Source organism: Nocardia amikacinitolerans (assembly GCF_900215415.1).
Lineage (GTDB): Bacteria > Actinomycetota > Actinomycetes > Mycobacteriales > Mycobacteriaceae > Nocardia > Nocardia amikacinitolerans.
Window position 1 is genome coordinate 356,398 of sequence record NZ_OBEG01000002.1, and the last position, 16,181, is coordinate 372,578.

11 protein-coding genes are annotated in these 16,181 nt (G+C 69.6%); 7 read left to right on the forward strand and 4 right to left on the reverse strand.

Annotated features, from left to right (window positions below):
• Positions 1 to 155 precede the first annotated feature (155 nt).
• The 4 genes from CRP45_RS09905 (at position 156) to CRP45_RS09920 (ending at position 4,547) form a co-directional block, all read left to right on the forward strand.
• A complete protein-coding gene (locus tag CRP45_RS09905) occupies positions 156 to 1,358 on the forward strand; it encodes a cytochrome P450 (protein WP_097244846.1) in 1,203 nt (400 codons plus the stop codon).
• Positions 1,359 to 2,132 (forward strand): SDR family oxidoreductase, encoded by a 774-nt coding sequence (locus CRP45_RS09910; protein ID WP_067791590.1) that lies wholly within the window; start codon positions 1,359 to 1,361, stop codon positions 2,130 to 2,132.
• A 228-nt stretch (positions 2,133 to 2,360) separates the two neighbouring features.
• Complete coding sequence (locus tag CRP45_RS09915) at positions 2,361 to 3,965, forward strand: succinic semialdehyde dehydrogenase (RefSeq protein WP_097244847.1); 1,605 nt, start codon at positions 2,361 to 2,363, stop codon at positions 3,963 to 3,965.
• Between the two features lie 78 nt (positions 3,966 to 4,043).
• Positions 4,044 to 4,547 (forward strand): glutathione peroxidase, encoded by a 504-nt coding sequence (locus tag CRP45_RS09920; protein ID WP_174554882.1) that lies wholly within the window; start codon positions 4,044 to 4,046, stop codon positions 4,545 to 4,547.
• 118 nt (positions 4,548 to 4,665) lie between these two features.
• On the opposite strand, the gene CRP45_RS09925 is transcribed toward CRP45_RS09920, so the two are convergent.
• From CRP45_RS09925 to CRP45_RS35090, 3 genes are all read right to left on the reverse strand, one after another.
• Positions 4,666 to 6,618, reverse strand: a complete 1,953-nt coding sequence (locus CRP45_RS09925) for a serine/threonine-protein kinase (protein ID WP_097244848.1) — start codon at positions 6,616 to 6,618, stop codon at positions 4,666 to 4,668.
• A gap of 3 nt (positions 6,619 to 6,621) precedes the next feature.
• Positions 6,622 to 8,394 (reverse strand): serine/threonine-protein kinase, encoded by a 1,773-nt coding sequence (locus tag CRP45_RS09930; RefSeq protein ID WP_097244849.1) that lies wholly within the window; start codon positions 8,392 to 8,394, stop codon positions 6,622 to 6,624.
• A 173-nt stretch (positions 8,395 to 8,567) separates the two neighbouring features.
• Positions 8,568 to 11,576 carry a serine/threonine protein kinase gene (locus CRP45_RS35090; RefSeq protein WP_342747018.1) on the reverse strand — a complete coding sequence of 1,003 codons (3,009 nt, stop codon included), beginning with the start codon at positions 11,574 to 11,576 and terminating at the stop codon, positions 8,568 to 8,570.
• 215 nt (positions 11,577 to 11,791) lie between these two features.
• Here CRP45_RS35090 and CRP45_RS09940 point away from each other — a divergent pair, with 215 nt between their 5' ends.
• Positions 11,792 to 12,562 carry a deoxyribonuclease IV gene (locus CRP45_RS09940; RefSeq protein WP_097244851.1) on the forward strand — a complete coding sequence of 257 codons (771 nt, stop codon included), beginning with the start codon at positions 11,792 to 11,794 and terminating at the stop codon, positions 12,560 to 12,562.
• Between the two features lie 935 nt (positions 12,563 to 13,497).
• Here the strand turns inward: CRP45_RS09940 and CRP45_RS09945 are convergent.
• Positions 13,498 to 14,328, reverse strand: coding sequence for an alpha/beta fold hydrolase (locus CRP45_RS09945; protein WP_097244852.1), 831 nt, complete (start codon positions 14,326 to 14,328; stop codon positions 13,498 to 13,500).
• Positions 14,329 to 14,422: 94 nt separating this feature from the next.
• On the opposite strand from CRP45_RS09945, the gene CRP45_RS09950 reads away from it, so the two are divergent.
• Both CRP45_RS09950 and CRP45_RS09955 read left to right on the forward strand, forming a co-directional pair.
• A complete protein-coding gene (locus CRP45_RS09950; RefSeq protein ID WP_097244853.1) occupies positions 14,423 to 15,055 on the forward strand; it encodes a TetR/AcrR family transcriptional regulator in 633 nt (210 codons plus the stop codon).
• Between the two features lie 178 nt (positions 15,056 to 15,233).
• Positions 15,234 to 16,157 (forward strand): TauD/TfdA dioxygenase family protein, encoded by a 924-nt coding sequence (locus tag CRP45_RS09955; protein WP_097244854.1) that lies wholly within the window; start codon positions 15,234 to 15,236, stop codon positions 16,155 to 16,157.
• Positions 16,158 to 16,181: the final 24 nt, after the last annotated feature.

A 16,181-nucleotide genomic window follows, 5' to 3' on the forward strand; every position in this document is an offset into this window, starting at 1 on the left:
TCCGCAGGCTTCGCACGGGACCGAATGCTTCGCATCCATTGTCTCGAAATTCGCGCGCTGGTACTGTCCAGACACATGTCCAGCTATGTGTCTTCGCGGACAGCGCCTTCGCCTGTTCAGCGCGAGAACTCGTTACGGAATCATCGGAGAGCACCATGACGGCAGCCTCGCTGGAACCGCTGACCTTCGATCCGTACGACTACCGCTTCCACGACGATCCGTACCCCACCTACCGTCGGCTGCGGACCGAGGCGCCGCTCTTCCACAACCCCGATCTGGACTTCTGGGCGCTCTCCAGGCACGCCGACGTGACAGCCGGATTCCGCGACGCCACCCGGCTCTCCAGCGCCAACGGCGTCTCGCTCGACCCGGCCGCGTGGGGACCGCACGCGCACCGGGTGATGTCCTTCCTCGCCATGGACGATCCGCGGCACATGCGGATGCGCAAGCTGGTCTACAAGGGCTTCACGCCGCGCCGGGTCGCGGAGATGGAGGAGCGCATCCGCGAGATCACCCTCGCCTATCTGGAGCCCGCGCTGGCGCGCGAAACATTCGACTGGATCGAGGATTTCGCGGGCAAGCTGCCGATGGACGTGATCTCCGAGCTGATGGGCGTTCCGGAACCGGATCGCGCGGAGATCCGCCGCCTCGCCGATCTGGTGGTGCACCGCGAGGACGGCGTGCTCGACGTGCCGATGTCCGCCGTAGACGCCTCCATCAAGTTGTACGGGTACTACACCGACATGGTCGCCGAGCGCCGCCGCAGCCCCGGCGACGATCTGGTCTCCGCGCTGCTGGACGCCGATATCGACGGCGACCAGCTCAGCGACCAGGAGATCATCGGCTTCATGTTCCTGATGGTGGTCGCGGGCAACGAGACCACCACGAAACTGCTCGGCAACGCGCTGTATTGGGCCGCGCGGCACCCCGCCGAATACGCGAAGGTGGTGGCCGAACCAAGCCTGGTGCCGGACTGGGTCGAGGAGACGTTGCGCTTCGACACGTCCAGCCAGATCGTGGCGCGCACCGCCACCGCCGATCTCGACTATCACGGCGCGACGATTCCCGCGGGCGCGAAGGTGCTGCTGCTGATCGGTTCGGCCAACCGCGATTCCGCCGCTTTCGACGACGCCGACACCTACCGCATCGACCGGCCCGACAAGGGCAAGCTCGCCAGTTTCGGCGCGGGCGTGCACTTCTGCCTCGGCGCCCACCTGGCTCGCCTGGAAGCCGGTGTCGCCCTTCGTGAATTCGTCGCTCGGGTGCCCGCCTACCGCGTTGTCGACAGCGGCATCGTGCGCGTGCACTCGACCAATGTCCGCGGCTTCGCCGCCCTTCCCCTGACCGTGGAGAGGTAGATGCCCCGCTACGAACCCCACCCCGACCGCAGGCCCTCGCTGATCGCGGGCGCCTCCTCCGGAATCGGCGCCGCGACCGCGCTCGCGCTCGCCGAACTCGGCCACCCGGTCGCGCTCGGCGCGCGGCGCGTCGAGCTCTGCGAGGAGCTCGCGGCCAAGATCCGCGCCGACGGCGGCACGGCCTACGCACACCGGCTCGACGTCACCGACGCCGACTCCGTAGACGAGTTCGTCACCGCCGCGGAGCGCGAACTCGGACCCACCGAGATCCTGGTGTCCGGCGCGGGCGACATCGAATTCTCGCTGGTGCGGGAGATGGACCCGGAACGCTTCCTGCGCCAGGTCCACGTGCACCTGGTCGGCGCGCAGCGATTGGTGCACCGCGTGCTACCCGGCATGCTCGAGCGGCGACGCGGCGACGTCGTGCTCATCGGCTCCGACTGCGCGCCCGAGCCGCGGCCGCGCACCGGCGCGTACAGCGCGGCCAAGGCCGGACTGGAGGCGATGGCGGTGCAGTTGCGAATGGAGTTGGAGGGCACCGGAATTCGCGCCTCCACGGTGCGGCCCGGCCCGACGCTGACCAATATGGGCATGGACTCCACCCCGGAAGTCGTCGGACCGCTGCTCGAGGACTGGAAGGTGTGGGGTTTCGCCCGCCACCCACACATGCTGCGGGCCAGCGACCTCGCCGCTGCGGTGGTGGCCGTGGTGTCGGCGCCGCGCGGGGCGCATTTGGTGCTGGTGGAGGTGCAGCCCGAGGCGCCGTTGCGGTGAAGCGCGACCGCCGCCGCGACACCGCGTGCAGGGTGCAGCACTGCCACGGTGGATGGCGCAGCATTCCCACCGAGCGCCGCGGCGGCAGCTCGCCGATGGCGGGCGGATGCGTGGACGGTTGTATCGGGTGCGCGAGGAACCCGGCATGAGACAATGAGAACGTGTTCTAATTCATACCGAGGGACGCGCACGGCGGGCGCGTCGCGATCGCACGCCTTGGAGAGCCCGATGAGCACAACGCACGCCACGGACCGGAAGACGGCGAACCTGCCGCCGCGCATCACCGCGGAGTTGATCGCGCGACTGACCGGCATGGTCGCCGCGGGAACCGGCGCGGACGCGAGACCGCCGTTCGCGATGACCGAGGTCTACACCGGCGCGCATGTCGGTGATCTGCCGCAGTCACGTCCCGAAGACATCGAAGCTGCTTACGCCACCGCGCGGGTCGCGCAGCGGGAGTGGGCGAGCTGGCCGCTGCGCCGCAGACTCGCGGTCTTCGAGCGCGCGCACGAGCTGATCCTGCGCGAGGGCGAGACGATCGCCGACCTCATCCAGATCGGCTGCGGCAAGACCAGGCGTATGGCGCTCGAGGAATCGTGCGACGTGCCGATGGTCATCAGCCACTACTTGAAGACCGCGCGCCGGGTGCTGCGTCCCCGGCGGCGCGGCGGACCGATCCCGCTGGTGACCACCTCGTACGAGGAACACCGGCCCAAGGGTGCGGTGGCGGTGATCGCGCCGTGGAACTTCCCGTTCGCGATCGCGCTCTCCGATTCGGTGCCCGCCCTCATCGCGGGCAACGCCGTCGTGCTCAAACCGGACAACAAGACCGCGCTGTGCGCGCTGTTCGGTGTCGAGCTGCTGTATCGAGCGGGGTTGCCGCGCGGGCTGTTCCAGGTCGTGTGCGGTACCGGTCCGGACGTCGGCCCGACGCTGATCGGCGGATCCGATTTCGTCATGTTCACCGGCTCCACCGCCACCGGGCGGGTGGTCGGCGAGCAAGCGGGCCGCCACCTCATCGGATGCAGCCTCGAACTCGGCGGCAAGAACCCGATGATCGTGCTGGAGGACGCGAACCTCGACGAGGCGATCGCGGGCGCGACGTTCGCGGTGTTCGCCAATTCCGGCCAGGCCTGCATGCACATCGAGCGGATCTACGTGCACGAGCGGATCCACGACGAATTCCTGCGCCGCCTGGTCGCGGCGGCCGAGGAACTCGGAAGCAAGATCGGCGCCGCGTACGACTACGCGCCGGAGTTCGGCTCCCTCGTCTCCGCCGATCAGCTCGCCAGGGTGGCCGAGCACGTTGCGGACGCGCGTGCGAAGGGCGCCACCGTGCACACCGGTGGCCGGGCGCGACCGGACATCGGGCCCGCCTTCTACGAGCCGACCGTGCTGACCGGGGTCACCCCCGAGATGACGCACGCGACGGCGGAGACCTTCGGGCCGGTGGTCAGCGTCTACCGGTTCCGCGACGAAGCGGAGGCCGTGCGGCTCGCCAACGACACGGACTACGGGCTCAACGCCAGCGTGTGGACGTCCGATCTGGCGCGCGGCAGGCGGATCGCGGGGCTGCTGGAATCGGGAAATATCAATGTCAACGACGGTTTCGTCACTACATACGCCGCCAAGGCCACGCCGTCGGGCGGGGTGAAACAATCCGGCGTCGGCACCAGGCACGGCGACCAGGGTCTGCTGAAGTACACCGACACGGTGAACATCGGTGTGGTGAAGCGCCAAGTCCTCGCCGCGCGCTCCGGACTGCCCTACGAGAAGCAGCTACAGACCACCCTGACCACGCTGCGGCTGATGCGACGCACCCGGCTCCGCTGAATCGCGACGGTTTCGCCGGAGCTCGCCCATCCGCCGATCCGGTAGCGTGACGCGCAGGGCGGCCCACGAAATCACAGAATGGCAGGTGCGAGACAAGTGAGCATTCGGGAAATTCCGCTGCGGACCCTGACCGGTGCGTCGACGACGCTGGGCGAGCTGGCCGGTGACAAGGCAGTGCTGCTGGTCAACGTGGCGTCCAAATGCGGTCTGACGCCGCAGTATTCGGCGCTGGTCGAGTTGCAGCAGACCTACGGGCCGCGCGGGTTCACCGTGATCGGGGTGCCGTGCAACCAGTTCATGGGCCAGGAACCCGGCTCGGCCGAGGAGATCCAGGAGTTCTGCTCCACCACCTACGGCGTCGACTTCCCGCTGCTGGAGAAGACCGACGTGAACGGCGAGAACCGGCACCCGCTCTACCGCGAGCTGGTCGAGACCGCCGACGCCGAGGGCGCCGCGGGCGACATCCAGTGGAACTTCGAGAAGTTCCTCATCGACCGCGACGGCAAGGTGGCGGCGCGCTTCCGTCCGACCGTGAAACCCGAAGACCCGACCGTGGTTTCGGCGATCGAGTCGGCGCTCTAGAAGCGGTAGTTCTCCGAGACTCGTTGCGCGCGGCCCGTTTTACCGGGCCGCGCGCTCGCGACACCGCCGCGAACCAGTCGAAGATCTCCGAGACTCCTGCGTGCGGGCCAGGGCGCGGTCAGCTCAGCGGGGCGGTGCGCCACCAGTTCATGAATTCGTCCATCGTGGCGATGAAGCCGACGCTGTACATCAGGAAGTTCTCCCGCTTCTTCGCGCCGGTGAACACGGTGATCATGCGGGGGCGCTTGGCGGCGGGGTGACCGTCGAGCAGGTAGTTGGTGTAGCTCTCGCGGCCGTGCTCCGCGGTGGATCTGGTGTGCGCGGGCAGCGCGTCGACGGCGGCCTGCACGTCCTCGGGCGAGCGGTAGACGAACAGCTGGTAGCTGGCTTTGTTCGGCCCGCCGAAGCAGTACCAGTACGCGGTCCAGCCGCCGAAATCCGGTGCGCCCGCGTCCATCGCGTTCGCGGAGCCCTCGTCGTGGGCGAAGCAGGTCGAGCCGTTGTGACCGGGGCCGGTGTGCACGACGTTGTCCTCGTCCACCTCGGGGGTCATGCCGGGGAACGCTTTGCTGATCAGCGCGATGTTGTCGACGAGAGCGTCGTCGTCGTAGTTCTTCGAGGTCGTCGGCGCCGCGCTGGTCTTGGCGGGGCGTTGGGTCGACGGTGCCGCTTCGGCGGCGCTGGTCGACGGAGCCGAGGCGCCCAGTTCCGCTGAACCGCGATCGAGGACGAGCGCGGTGACGGCGAGGAGGGCGAGCGTCGCGCCGACGGCGGTGCCGATCACCGCGGTGCGGCGGGACCGGGAGGGTGCACGTCCGTGGACGCCCGGGGCGTGTAGCTGGTGATGCGACGAATGCGCCTGCGCCGCACTGCCGAATGCGGAATCCTGCCGTGAGCCCGACCGGTCCGGGTACTCCCGCCAGGCAGCCTGGTCGTTCGGCCTGGCTTCCCACGAAGAACCGGCGCCGGAACTGTGCGCCCAATGGTTTGCTCCCGGCCCGGGCGCGGTAGTCGAAGTGGCGGCGGGCGAGGACGCGTATCCGTTCCACTCTTCGCGCGGAGCCGCGGGCGGGTGCGGACGACCGGGTGTCGGCGGGGTCGAATAGGCGGTAGGCGTCGCGGAGTAGCCCTCAGCGGCTACCGAGTACCCGGGCGTCGTCGGCGGGGCCGGGCGCTGCGCCGAGCCAACCGATGCACGGTGGTCGAAATCGTTGTCCACCAACGGGAACGGACCGGAGCCGGGATCGGCGAGCGCCCGCCGCGCCGCCTCGGCGAACTCCGCGCAAGAGTCGAACCGGTCGTCCGGGCGCTTGGCGAGCGCACGAGCCAGCACCGCGTCCAGCGCGGGCGGCAGACCGGGGCGGACGGCGCCGAGTCGCGGCGGCGGCTGTTGCATGTGGCCCTGGATCACCGCGACCGGGTTGCTCGCCTCGAACGGCACGGTGCCGGTCAGCATGCGAAACAGGCTGCACGCCAACGAATACTGGTCCGAGCGGTGATCGAGCACCGCGCCGGACAGCTGCTCGGGCGAGGCGAAAGCGAGGGTGGCGGTGAAGGTTCCGGTCTGGGTCAGCTTGCCGGTGTCGTCGCGGAAGCGGGCGATGCCGAAATCGGTGAGGAACACCCGTTCCAGACCGCCCTCGGCCCGCTCCAGCAAGATGTTGGCGGGCTTCACATCTCGGTGCAGTACGCCCTTGCCGTGCGCGAAGTCGAGCGCCTTGGCGGTCTCGGCGACGATCTGCACCGCGCGTCGCGGCGGCAGCGCGCTGGCGTCCAGCGACGCCGCGTCGACACCGTCGACGTACTGCATCGAGATCCAGAGCTGCTCGCCCTCCACCCCGCGGTCGAACACGGTGACGATGTTCGGGTGGTCGAGCTGGGCGACCAGATCGGCCTCCCGCTCGAACCTGGCCCGAATCTCGGTGTCGAAGAACAACTCTCGATTGAGCAGCTTCAACGCCGTCCACCGCGGCAATCGCGGATGCCGCGCCAGGTACACCGAACCCATGCCCCCGCGCCCGAGGAGGCGTTCGACGGTGTACCCGGCGAAAACCGCGCCGTTGTCCAGCATCCGTCAGTTCAGCGGCGCCGACCGCCACCAGCGCAGCACCTCGTCGATGGTGCCGACGATGCCGTCGGTGTACATCAGGAACTGCCCGCGATCCGGGTCGCCGGTGAAGACGGTGACCATCTTCGGGCCGCTGTTCTCGAATTTGTAGTTGGTGTAGGACTTTCCGCCGTTGCTGTCGGTCGACTTGGTGGCGTCCGACGGCAGGTTGTTCAGCGCGGCCTGCGCGTCCGCGGCCGTCTTGTAGACGTAGATGGTGAAGAACGGGTCGTCGTTGTTGCCGCCGCCGAAGCAGTCCCACTGGTAGGCCCAGTTACCGAAATCCGGTGTGCCGTCGGTGGGTACCGAGGGACGGTCCGGCGAGTACGAGCCGCAGGTGGCGCCGTTGTAGCCGGTGTCGCCATCCTTGTCGGCCGGAACCATACCGGGGAACTCGTTGCTGATGGCGGCGGCGTCTGCGGTCACCGGACGCTTTGTCGTCGTGACCGGCGCGGTGGTGGTCGTCCCGCCGCTACCGGAGGACGAACCGCCGCTCACCGCGACGACGATGCCGACGACGACGGCGATCAGCACCACTACACCGACGGCCAACGCGGCGATCAGTCCGGTGTTCGACTTACGCGGCGGCTGATGGCCACCGCCCATCGGATGACCGCCGCCCATCGGCGGACCGGGCGGCGGCGCGAACCCGAATCCGGGCTGCTGCGGGTACTGCCCGCTTGGACCGGTCTGCTGGTGCGGACCGGTCGCGGTCGGCATGGCGCCCTGCGGCGTAGTCATGGGCTGGCCGGTGAGCGGCTGCGAACCGCTGGTCGTCGGGCCGACCGGATACTGGCCGCCCGTGACCGGGATCGGACCGCCGGTGATCGGGTGCGGACCCGAGATCGGCTGCGGCGGAGCGGTGACCGGACGCGGGCCGCCGACCAGCGGCATGGACGGCACGCTCTGACCCGACAGCGCGGCCTGCGCGGCCGCGGCGAACTCCGAGCACCTGGCGAAGCGATCGTCCGGCCGCTTGGCCATCGCCTTGGCGAGCACACCGTCCAGCGCGAACGGCAGCCCGGGGCGGACGCTGCTCAGCGCGGGCGGCGCCGACTGGAGGTGCCCCTGAATGACCTGGGCCGGGTTGGTCGCCGCGAACGGACCGCTGCCGGTGAACAACCAGAACAGCGCGCAGGCCAACGAGTATTGATCGGAACGGTGGTCGAGAGAAGCGCCGGTCAGCTGCTCGGGCGAGGCGTAGGCCAGCGTGGCGGTGAAGGTGCCGGTCTGGGTGAGATGGCCGGTGTCGTCACGCAGCCGGGCGATGCCGAAGTCGGTCAGGTAGACCCGCTCGCCGCGGCCGCCGGTGGAGCGGGCGAGCAGGATGTTGGCCGGCTTCACGTCGCGGTGCAGCACGCCCATGCCGTGCGCGTAGTCCAGCGCGTCGGCGGTCTCCTTGATGATCTGCACGGCGCGCTCGGGCGGCAGCGTCTTCGGATCCACCGACGCGGCGTCGATGCCGTCGATGTACTGCATCGAGATCCACAGCTGATCGTCTTCCAGACCGCGGTCGTAGACCGTGACGATGCCGGGGTGGTCGAGCCGGGCGACCAGATCCGCCTCCCTTTCGAACCGCGCCCGCACCTCCTTGTCGAAGAACAATTCTCGGTTCAACAGCTTCAGCGCCGTCATCCGCGGCAGCCGCGGGTGTTTCGCCAGGTACACCGAACCCATGCCACCGCGACCCAATTGCCGTTCGATGACATAGCCGGCGAAGACCTCACCGCTGGCCAGCATGTCTGCTCCAATTCCCGCCTGCACCGGGACCCGCCGGGAACAGGCGTACAGCATAAGAATGCGCGGTCAGCGCTTACCCGACCACGGAAAACATCGAAACCTTAGCAGCAGTCGCGCGGCCTCCGGATGCCCGAGGAGACGGGGGTATGCCAGGCGACATCAATAGCGAAAAGCTATGGCGGAGGGCGTGGTTCGGGTGGTTGCGGGCCGTTTCCCACCCCCGGACCAGCGGGTGCGCTCCGCCCCCGCCGCACCCTGTCCGGCAGGGCGATGGTGATCGGTCGGGCGGTACGGCGGGTCTGCGGTCGCGGCGGGGTGGGACGTGCGCCCTCAGGGGTCGCCAAGCCTCCCGCGTTTCCGTCCGCCGCGAACGTGTGCCGCGCGCCAGGCCCGGCACTTCCCCGTCCTCCATTGGAGGCCCCGGACTCACTGTTCGGCAAGGCATTTCGTCCATCAGATCCTGTGCCCTGCTCACCAGCGGCACTCGATACCGAGGCGTCCGGCCGTGCGGTGCCGACCGACGGCGGCGACGCGTTCGACCGTCCCGCATCAGTCGAGGGCGACGACGTATCCGCCCGCCCAGCCCCAGTCGAGGACGACGACGTATCCGCCCGCCCGGCGCCAGTCGAGGACGACGACGTATCCGCCCGCCCGGCGCTGGCCGCAGGCCGACCATGGTTCGCGTGCGCACCGCCAGCCGAGGGCGACGACGCGTGCGGCTGCCCGGCCCCAGTCGAAGGCGGGCGACCATGGTTCGACCGCTCGCCGCCAGCCGAGGGCGACGACCCGTGCGGCTGCCCAACCCCAGCCGAAGGGCGACCATGGTTCGACCGCACGCTGCCAGCGGAGAACGACGACGCCTGCGGCTGCCCGGCCCCGGTACCCGGCGCAGCCGCCTGCTCGGTCCCCGTGCCGGGCGCGATGGCTTGCTCGGCCCCACCGTCCGGCATGACCGCGTCCGGTGGCAGCGGAAGTGTCCTCGGTAGACCCGTCGGGCGTCCGGCGTCCGGCGAACCACCCGGGGACCGGTCGCCCACCGGTTGCGGGGGGTTGGTCCGCGGGCGCGGGGCCGCGGGATGCGGATACGCGGCGGTCCCGTGCGGACCGGCGCCACGGGTCAGATCCACCGCGCGCTGCGGACCCATGGGCCCTCCGGTGTGCGGCGGGAAACCGCCCGGCCACGGCAGATTCGCGGGACCCCGATGCCCCGGGACACCGGCATGGGGCGGCGAACCGGCATGCGGAAGCGAATTCGCCTGCGGCGGAACACTCCTCGACGGTGCCCCGTCAGCGCGCGGCGCGAACCCACCCGCTTGCGGCGGCCCGCCGGAGTGCGACGGATCGCTCGCGTACGACGGATGAGCCTCGCCTGCCCCGTGCGCGGGCGGCCCGAATCCCGTGGGCGGCAACACCCCACCCGACTGCGCAGCCACACCCGGATGCGACGGATCAGCCCCGCGCGGAGGACGGCCGACACGCGGCGCACCGTTCGAAGGTGGACCAAAACCCGTGGGCGGCAACACCCCACCCGACTGCGCAGGCGCACCCGGGTGCGAGGGATCGCTGGCGTGCGGCGAATGGGATTGCGAACCATTCACGGGCGGCACGAATCCGGTATGCGGCACACCGGGATGCGGATGCGCACCGGCGTGCGCCGCGGTGCCGGTATGCATTGGTTCACCGACGTGCGCTGGGCTGCCACTGCGCGGCGGAACACCCGTGCGCGCGCTGTCTCCCGGGTGCGAGGGATTGCTCGCGTGCGGCGAATGGGATTGCGAACCATTCACGGGCGGCACGAATCCGGTATGCGGCACACCGGGATGCGGGTGCCCACCGGCATGCGCCGAGCCGGTATGCATTGGTTCACCGACGTGCGCTGGGCTGCCACTGTGCGGCGGAGCACCCGTGCGCGCGTGGCCTCCCGGATGCGCCGAGGTGCCGGAGGGCGGCGGACTCCCGGATTGCGCTGGGCCGCAGGACTGCGCGGAAGTCCCAACAGGGGTGGAGGCTTCGGAGTGCGCTGAACCACCGGTCTGCGGGGGCACAGGCGAAGCGCCTGTGTGCATCGGGTGAGACGCGTGCGCTGGGCTGCCACTGCGCGGCGGAACACCCGGGCGCGGCTGGTCGCCCGATCGCCCGGGTGTGGGGCGCGGCGGAACCCCGGTTTGCGCTGGTCCGCGGGACTGCGCGGGAACTCCCTCGTGCGCCGGTGCGCCCGTGTGCGTCGGGCCGCCGGTATACGGCTGCGTACCCACCGGTGCGCCGGAGTGCGTCGGGCCGCCCGGGTGCGGCACGCCCGCGTGCGGCGGACGTCCGTCGGGGACGTAGCCGGTGCGAGGCGGCACGCCCGGGTGGGTGGCGAAGCCGGTGTGGGGTGGGATGGGCCCGGTCATCGGGTGCGGCCCCGGCGAACCGGAGGCCAGGGCTCGGCGGGCGGCGGTGGCGAAATCGGTGCAGCTGGGGAATCGGTCGGCGGGGCGTTTGGCGAGGGCGCGGGCCATGACCGCGTCGAGGGCGGGCGGCAGACCCCGACGGGTGCGGGACAGCGGCGGCACCGGCGTGTACATGTGCCCGTTCATCACCGCGGCGGGGGTGCTGCCGGGGAAGGGCACGTTGCCGGTGAGCATCCAGAACAGCGTGCAGGCCAGCGAGTACTGGTCGGCGCGGTGGTCGAGCGGCTGCCCGCTGAGCTGCTCGGGCGCGGCGTAGGCGAGCGTGGCGGTGATGGTGCCCGCCGAGCTCAGCGTGGTGTCCGCGTTGCGCATGCCCGCGATGCCGAAGTCGGTGAGCAGCACCCGCTCCGGCTGCCCGATGGGCGCCTTGGCCAGCAGGATGTTGGCCGGTTTCACGTCGCGGTGCAGCACACCGTTGGCGTGCGCGAAGTCCAGCGCGGCGGCGGTCTCGGCGATGATCTGCACCGCCCGTCCGGCGGCGAGCACGTCGACGTCGGCGCTCGCGGCGTCGGAACCTGCCACGAACTGCATGGAGATCCACAGCTGCTCGTCCTCGGCGCCGCGGTCGTAGACGGTGACGATATTGGGATGGTCGAGCTGGGCGACCAGATCGGCCTCCCGCTCGAAGCGTCCCCTGATCTCGAGATCACCGTAGAGTTCGCGATCGAGCAGCTTCAGCGCGGTCATCCGCGGCAACCGCGGATGCTGGGCCAGATACACCGTGCCCATGCCGCCCTGTCCGAGCACGCGCTTGATGACGTAACCGGCAAAGATCTCGCCAGTACGCAGCAAGGTGATTCACCCCCCTCATCGGGTCGAGCACGTGGATCCTACCGATGTATCTCGCGGAACCACGTGGGCGCAACAGTCCTTCGATTCTCGGCTATTCGCCGCCGTATCGCCGGTTTCCCGCGATGTCGGTGCCGCCCACTACGCTGAGCCCCATGCGCATTGGAGCACACGTCCGGCTCGACAGCGATCCGATCGGCTTCGGTGAGAAACTCGGCGCCGATGTCATCCAGATGTTCGTCGTCGACCCGCAGAGCTGGGACAAACCCGTCCCACACCCGAGGACCGAGGAAATCCTCGCCAGCCCGATCGATGTGGTGGTGCACTCCTCCTATCAGATCAACGTGGCGAGCCTGAACAATCGGCTGCGGATGCCCTCACGCAACGCGGTCGCCCAGCAGGCCAAGGCCGCCGCGGAACTCGGCGCGTTCGGCCTGGTCGTGCACGGCGGCCACGTCCGCTCCGACGCCGAGGTGGAGACCGGAATCGACAACTGGCGCAAGCTGTTCGAACGCCAGCAGGACAAGGGCGGCTTCGCGGTGCCGATCCTCATCGAGAACACCGCGGGCGGCAACCACGCCATGGCCAGGCATTTCGACACCATCGCCCGGCTGTGGGACGCCGTCGGCGACTTCGGCGCGGGCTTCTGCCTTGACACCTGCCACGCCTGGGCGGGCGGCGAGGAACTGCTCGGCGTCGTCGACCGGATCAAGGCCATCACCGGCCGCATCGACCTGGTGCACCTGAACTCCTCGCGCGACGAGTTCAACTCCGGCGCCGACCGCCACGCCAACTTCGCCGACGGCACCATCGACCCACAACTGCTCGCCGAGGTCTGTCGCAGCGCGGACGCGCCGGTCGTGCTGGAGACTCCCGCCGAGGGCGTCGCCGACGATCTCGCCTACCTCCGCGAGCACGTCGGCTGATTTAGCCGGGGCGGCTAGCCCGCCATGCTGGGCACGTCGGCTGCCATACCGTCGCGCGGGTGGTGGCACACAGGTTTCACACGCCTCACACAGGGCGCTGGTTATGTGAGGCGTACACAGGATGTGTGGCAGCCGAGCGGACGTGGCACCGAACTCACGCCGCGGCGCGGGCGCGGCCGGCCACGTACCGGGCGGGGGTGCCCGCCGAAGCACCCCGCACGTTGCGAGCACGTCGGCTGATCCAGCGGGGGCGGCTGGCTCGCCATGCTGAGCGCACCGGCTGCCGTACCGTCGCGCGGGGTGGTCGCACATAGATTTTGCACGCCTCACACAGGCACTGGCTATGTGAGGCGTACACAGGATGTGTGGCAGACGAGCGGACGTGACACCGAACTCAATGCCGCGGCGCGGGCGCGCCCGGGCCCCGGCGGTGGTGCGCGCCAAAGCACCCCACACGTTGCGAGCACGTCGGCTGATCCAGCGGGTCTGCGCGGGGTGGTCGCACACAGGTTTCGCACGCCTCACATAGGCGCTGGCTATGTGAGGCGTACAGAGGATGTGTGGCAGGCGAGCGGACGCGGCACCGAACTCACGCCGCGGCGCGGGCACGCCCGGGCCCCCCACGTGCCGCGGCGGTGGTGCGCCGAAGCGCTCCGTACGTTGCGAGCACGTCGGCTGATCCAGCGGGGGCGGCTGGCTCGCCATGCTGAGCACACCAGCTGCCGTACCGTCGCGCGGGGTGATGGCACACAGGTTTCGCACGCCTCACACAGGCACTGGCTATGTGAGGCGTACACAGGATGTGTGGCAGGCGAGCGGACGTGGCGCGGGCGCGTCCGGGCCATGTACCGGGCGGAGTGCCCGCCGAAGCACCCCGCCGTTGCGATCACGCCAACGGAAACCCTGGTAGAGCCTCTTTGGAGGGCCGCGGCTGATCAAGCCGGGGGCAGCACAGCGCGCAGCGGTTCGACGAACCGGTCCGGCTGCTGGGCGAACCCGGTGTGATCGCCCGGGAACAGCGTCGGCTCCACACCGAGGGCCGCGGCCAGGGCGCGTGTGGTGCGATCGCAGAGCTGGCCGGTGGAGTCCTCGCCGATGGCGGCCACGATCGGGATGCCCGACCGGCGAAGGGCGTCGGTATCGGGCCGGTAGTGGGTGGTCGCCCGCAGTTCGTGGGCGAACCACCGGCGTTCGTCGCCGAGAGCGCGCGGATCGCGCTCACCGCCGAACATCATCTCCAGTACACCGTCGGGCAGGTGAATGTTGGCTTGCGCCATGAACTTTCCCCAGGCGCCGAGCACATCGCCGCGCAGGTAGGTGGCGATCATGTCCTCGGTGCCCGCGTGCAGGCTCTCGGCATCGTCGAGAAGTTCCACCAATGGCGGCTCGTGCGCGATCACCGTGCGCACCTGATCGGGCCGCGACTCAGCGAGCGCGAGCGCGGTGACCGCACCGCCGCTGGACCCGAACACCGCCGCGGGCCCGGCATCGAGGTGGGTCAGCAGTCCGGACAGATCGGCGGCGCGCAGTTCCGGGGTGGTGTCCTGTTCCCGATCGTCCAGCACGCTGCGATTGCTGCCGCGCGGATCGGTGGTGAGCACCGTGTAGTCCGCGGCGAGCAGGTCGGCCAGGGGCGCGAAAGCGTCGGCATCCATGGGCGCGCCGATGAGCGCTACCAGCGGGCCATGCCCGCGCACCTCGTAATGCAGGGTCGCGTCGGCGACCCGGAGGGTGCGAGCGGAGGGGGCTGTCGAATTCCGGGTCATCGCGGTACTCCTACACCTTCGAGAGATAAGTTAACTGAACTGTACAGTAAAGAAAAACTGTACTCAAGTGTTAAGTTGTGACTAGAATGGCCTGGTGGCCCGACACAGCAGCACCCCGGCACCAACCGGCAAACGCGCCGAGCGCAGTCGGCAAGCGATCCTGACCGCAGCCAGGGAGCTGTTCATTCGCTCCGGGTTCGATACCGGCATGGACGCCATCGCCACCGCGGCGGGCGTGTCGAAAGTGACCGTGTACAACCACTTCCCGAGCAAGGAAGAGCTGTTCACCGAGGTCGTCGGCGAGGCCATGGACGAGGCGCGGGCGAGTCTGGCGGAGGTGCGCGCCGAACTCACCGACACCGTGGATCCGCGCGAGGCGCTCCTGCGCGCCGCCCGCAGCCTGATCGACTCCGCCACCGATCCCTCCCGATTGGCGCTGCGGAATCTGGTCACCGGCGAACTCCGCCGCTTCCCGGACCTCGGCCTGGCTTACCAGCAGCGCGGCCCCGCGCTGTCGGCCGCCGCGACCGCCGAACTGCTCGGCGATCTGCACGACCGAGGGCAACTGAACATCCCCGACATGGACGTCGCGGTCACCCAGTTCTTCGCGCTGACCATCTACCCGCACCTGATCGTCGGCTCCCTCGGCTCCCACCTTCCGCCCGATTCGGCGGACCGCCTGCTGACCGAGGGCGTGGAAACCTTCCTCAGCCGCTTCCTCGGCTGAGCGTCGGCCGACAGCCGCTGCCACGACCGGTAGGCAACTCGAGATCAGCGCATCGGCCAGGCCGGTGCGCGGGACCCACCCCTTGCGATCACCCCGACGAAAACCCTGGTCACCTCCCTTTTCCGAGTGATGTGCTCTACCACGCACAACCCGTTCGGATCAGCGAAGGTGACCACACATGACGATCGCACCCGCCCCCACAATCTCGGTGACCAAGCTCGGCGCCCGCATCGGCGCGCAGGTCGACAACGTCCGGCTCGGCGGCGACTTGGACGCGGCGTCGATCGAGGTGATCCGTCGCGCCCTGCTCGAGCACAAGGTCGTCTTCTTCCGCGGCCAGGAGCACCTCACCGAGGACGCGCAGTACGAGTTCGCGAGCCTGCTCGGCACGCCGACGACACCGCACCCGACCGTCACCTCGCACGGTGTGAAGAGCCTGGCCATCGACTCCGAGTACGGCAGAGCCAACAGCTGGCACACCGACGTCACGTTCGTCGATCGCATTCCGAAGGCCTCGATCCTGCGCGCGGTGACGCTGCCGACCTACGGCGGGTCCACCACCTGGGCTTCCACCGTTGCCGCTTACGAGTCGCTGCCCGAGCCGCTGAAGCTGCTCGCCGAGAACCTGCGCGCGGTGCACACCAACGTGTACGACTACGCCGCCGCGCACGGGAGCAAGGCCCGGCCGAACACCGCCGAGTACCGCGCCGAGTTCGAGTCGACCTACTTCGAGACCGAGCACCCGGTGGTGCGGGTGCACCCCGAGACCGGCGAGCGGGCGCTGCTGGCCGGGCACTTCGTGAAGAACTTCGTCGGCCTGTCCGGTGCCGAGTCCCAGGCGCTGTTCCGGCTGTTCCAAGATCGGGTGACCCGCCTGGAGAACACCGTCCGCTGGAACTGGCAGCTCGGTGACGTGGCGATCTGGGACAACCGTGCCACCCAGCACTACGCCGTCGACGACTACGACGACCAGCCCCGCAAGCTGACCCGCATCACGCTGGCCGGTGACGTCCCGGTCGGCGTGGACGGCGCACCGAGCACCGTCGTCGCGGGCAACGCCGAGCACTACTCGATCGTCGAAGAGGTCTCCCGCGCCGCCTGATTGGCGAAATGCGCCGAAGCCCGC

What these genes read in the sequence shown, in the direction of transcription:
- CRP45_RS09905 (WP_097244846.1), top strand. Translation starts at nt 156, where the DNA reads ATGACGGCAGCCTCGCTGGAACCGCTGACCTTCGATCCGTACGACTAC.
- CRP45_RS09910 (WP_067791590.1), top strand. Translation starts at nt 1,359, where the DNA reads ATGCCCCGCTACGAACCCCACCCCGACCGCAGGCCCTCGCTGATCGCG.
- CRP45_RS09915 (WP_097244847.1), top strand. Translation starts at nt 2,361, where the DNA reads ATGAGCACAACGCACGCCACGGACCGGAAGACGGCGAACCTGCCGCCG.
- CRP45_RS09920 (WP_174554882.1), top strand. Translation starts at nt 4,044, where the DNA reads ATGGCAGGTGCGAGACAAGTGAGCATTCGGGAAATTCCGCTGCGGACC.
- CRP45_RS09925 (WP_097244848.1), bottom strand. Translation starts at nt 6,618, where the DNA reads ATGCTGGACAACGGCGCGGTTTTCGCCGGGTACACCGTCGAACGCCTC.
- CRP45_RS09930 (WP_097244849.1), bottom strand. Translation starts at nt 8,394, where the DNA reads ATGCTGGCCAGCGGTGAGGTCTTCGCCGGCTATGTCATCGAACGGCAA.
- CRP45_RS35090 (WP_342747018.1), bottom strand. Translation starts at nt 11,576, where the DNA reads ATGGGCACGGTGTATCTGGCCCAGCATCCGCGGTTGCCGCGGATGACC.
- CRP45_RS09940 (WP_097244851.1), top strand. Translation starts at nt 11,792, where the DNA reads ATGCGCATTGGAGCACACGTCCGGCTCGACAGCGATCCGATCGGCTTC.
- CRP45_RS09945 (WP_097244852.1), bottom strand. Translation starts at nt 14,328, where the DNA reads ATGACCCGGAATTCGACAGCCCCCTCCGCTCGCACCCTCCGGGTCGCC.
- CRP45_RS09955 (WP_097244854.1), top strand. Translation starts at nt 15,234, where the DNA reads ATGACGATCGCACCCGCCCCCACAATCTCGGTGACCAAGCTCGGCGCC.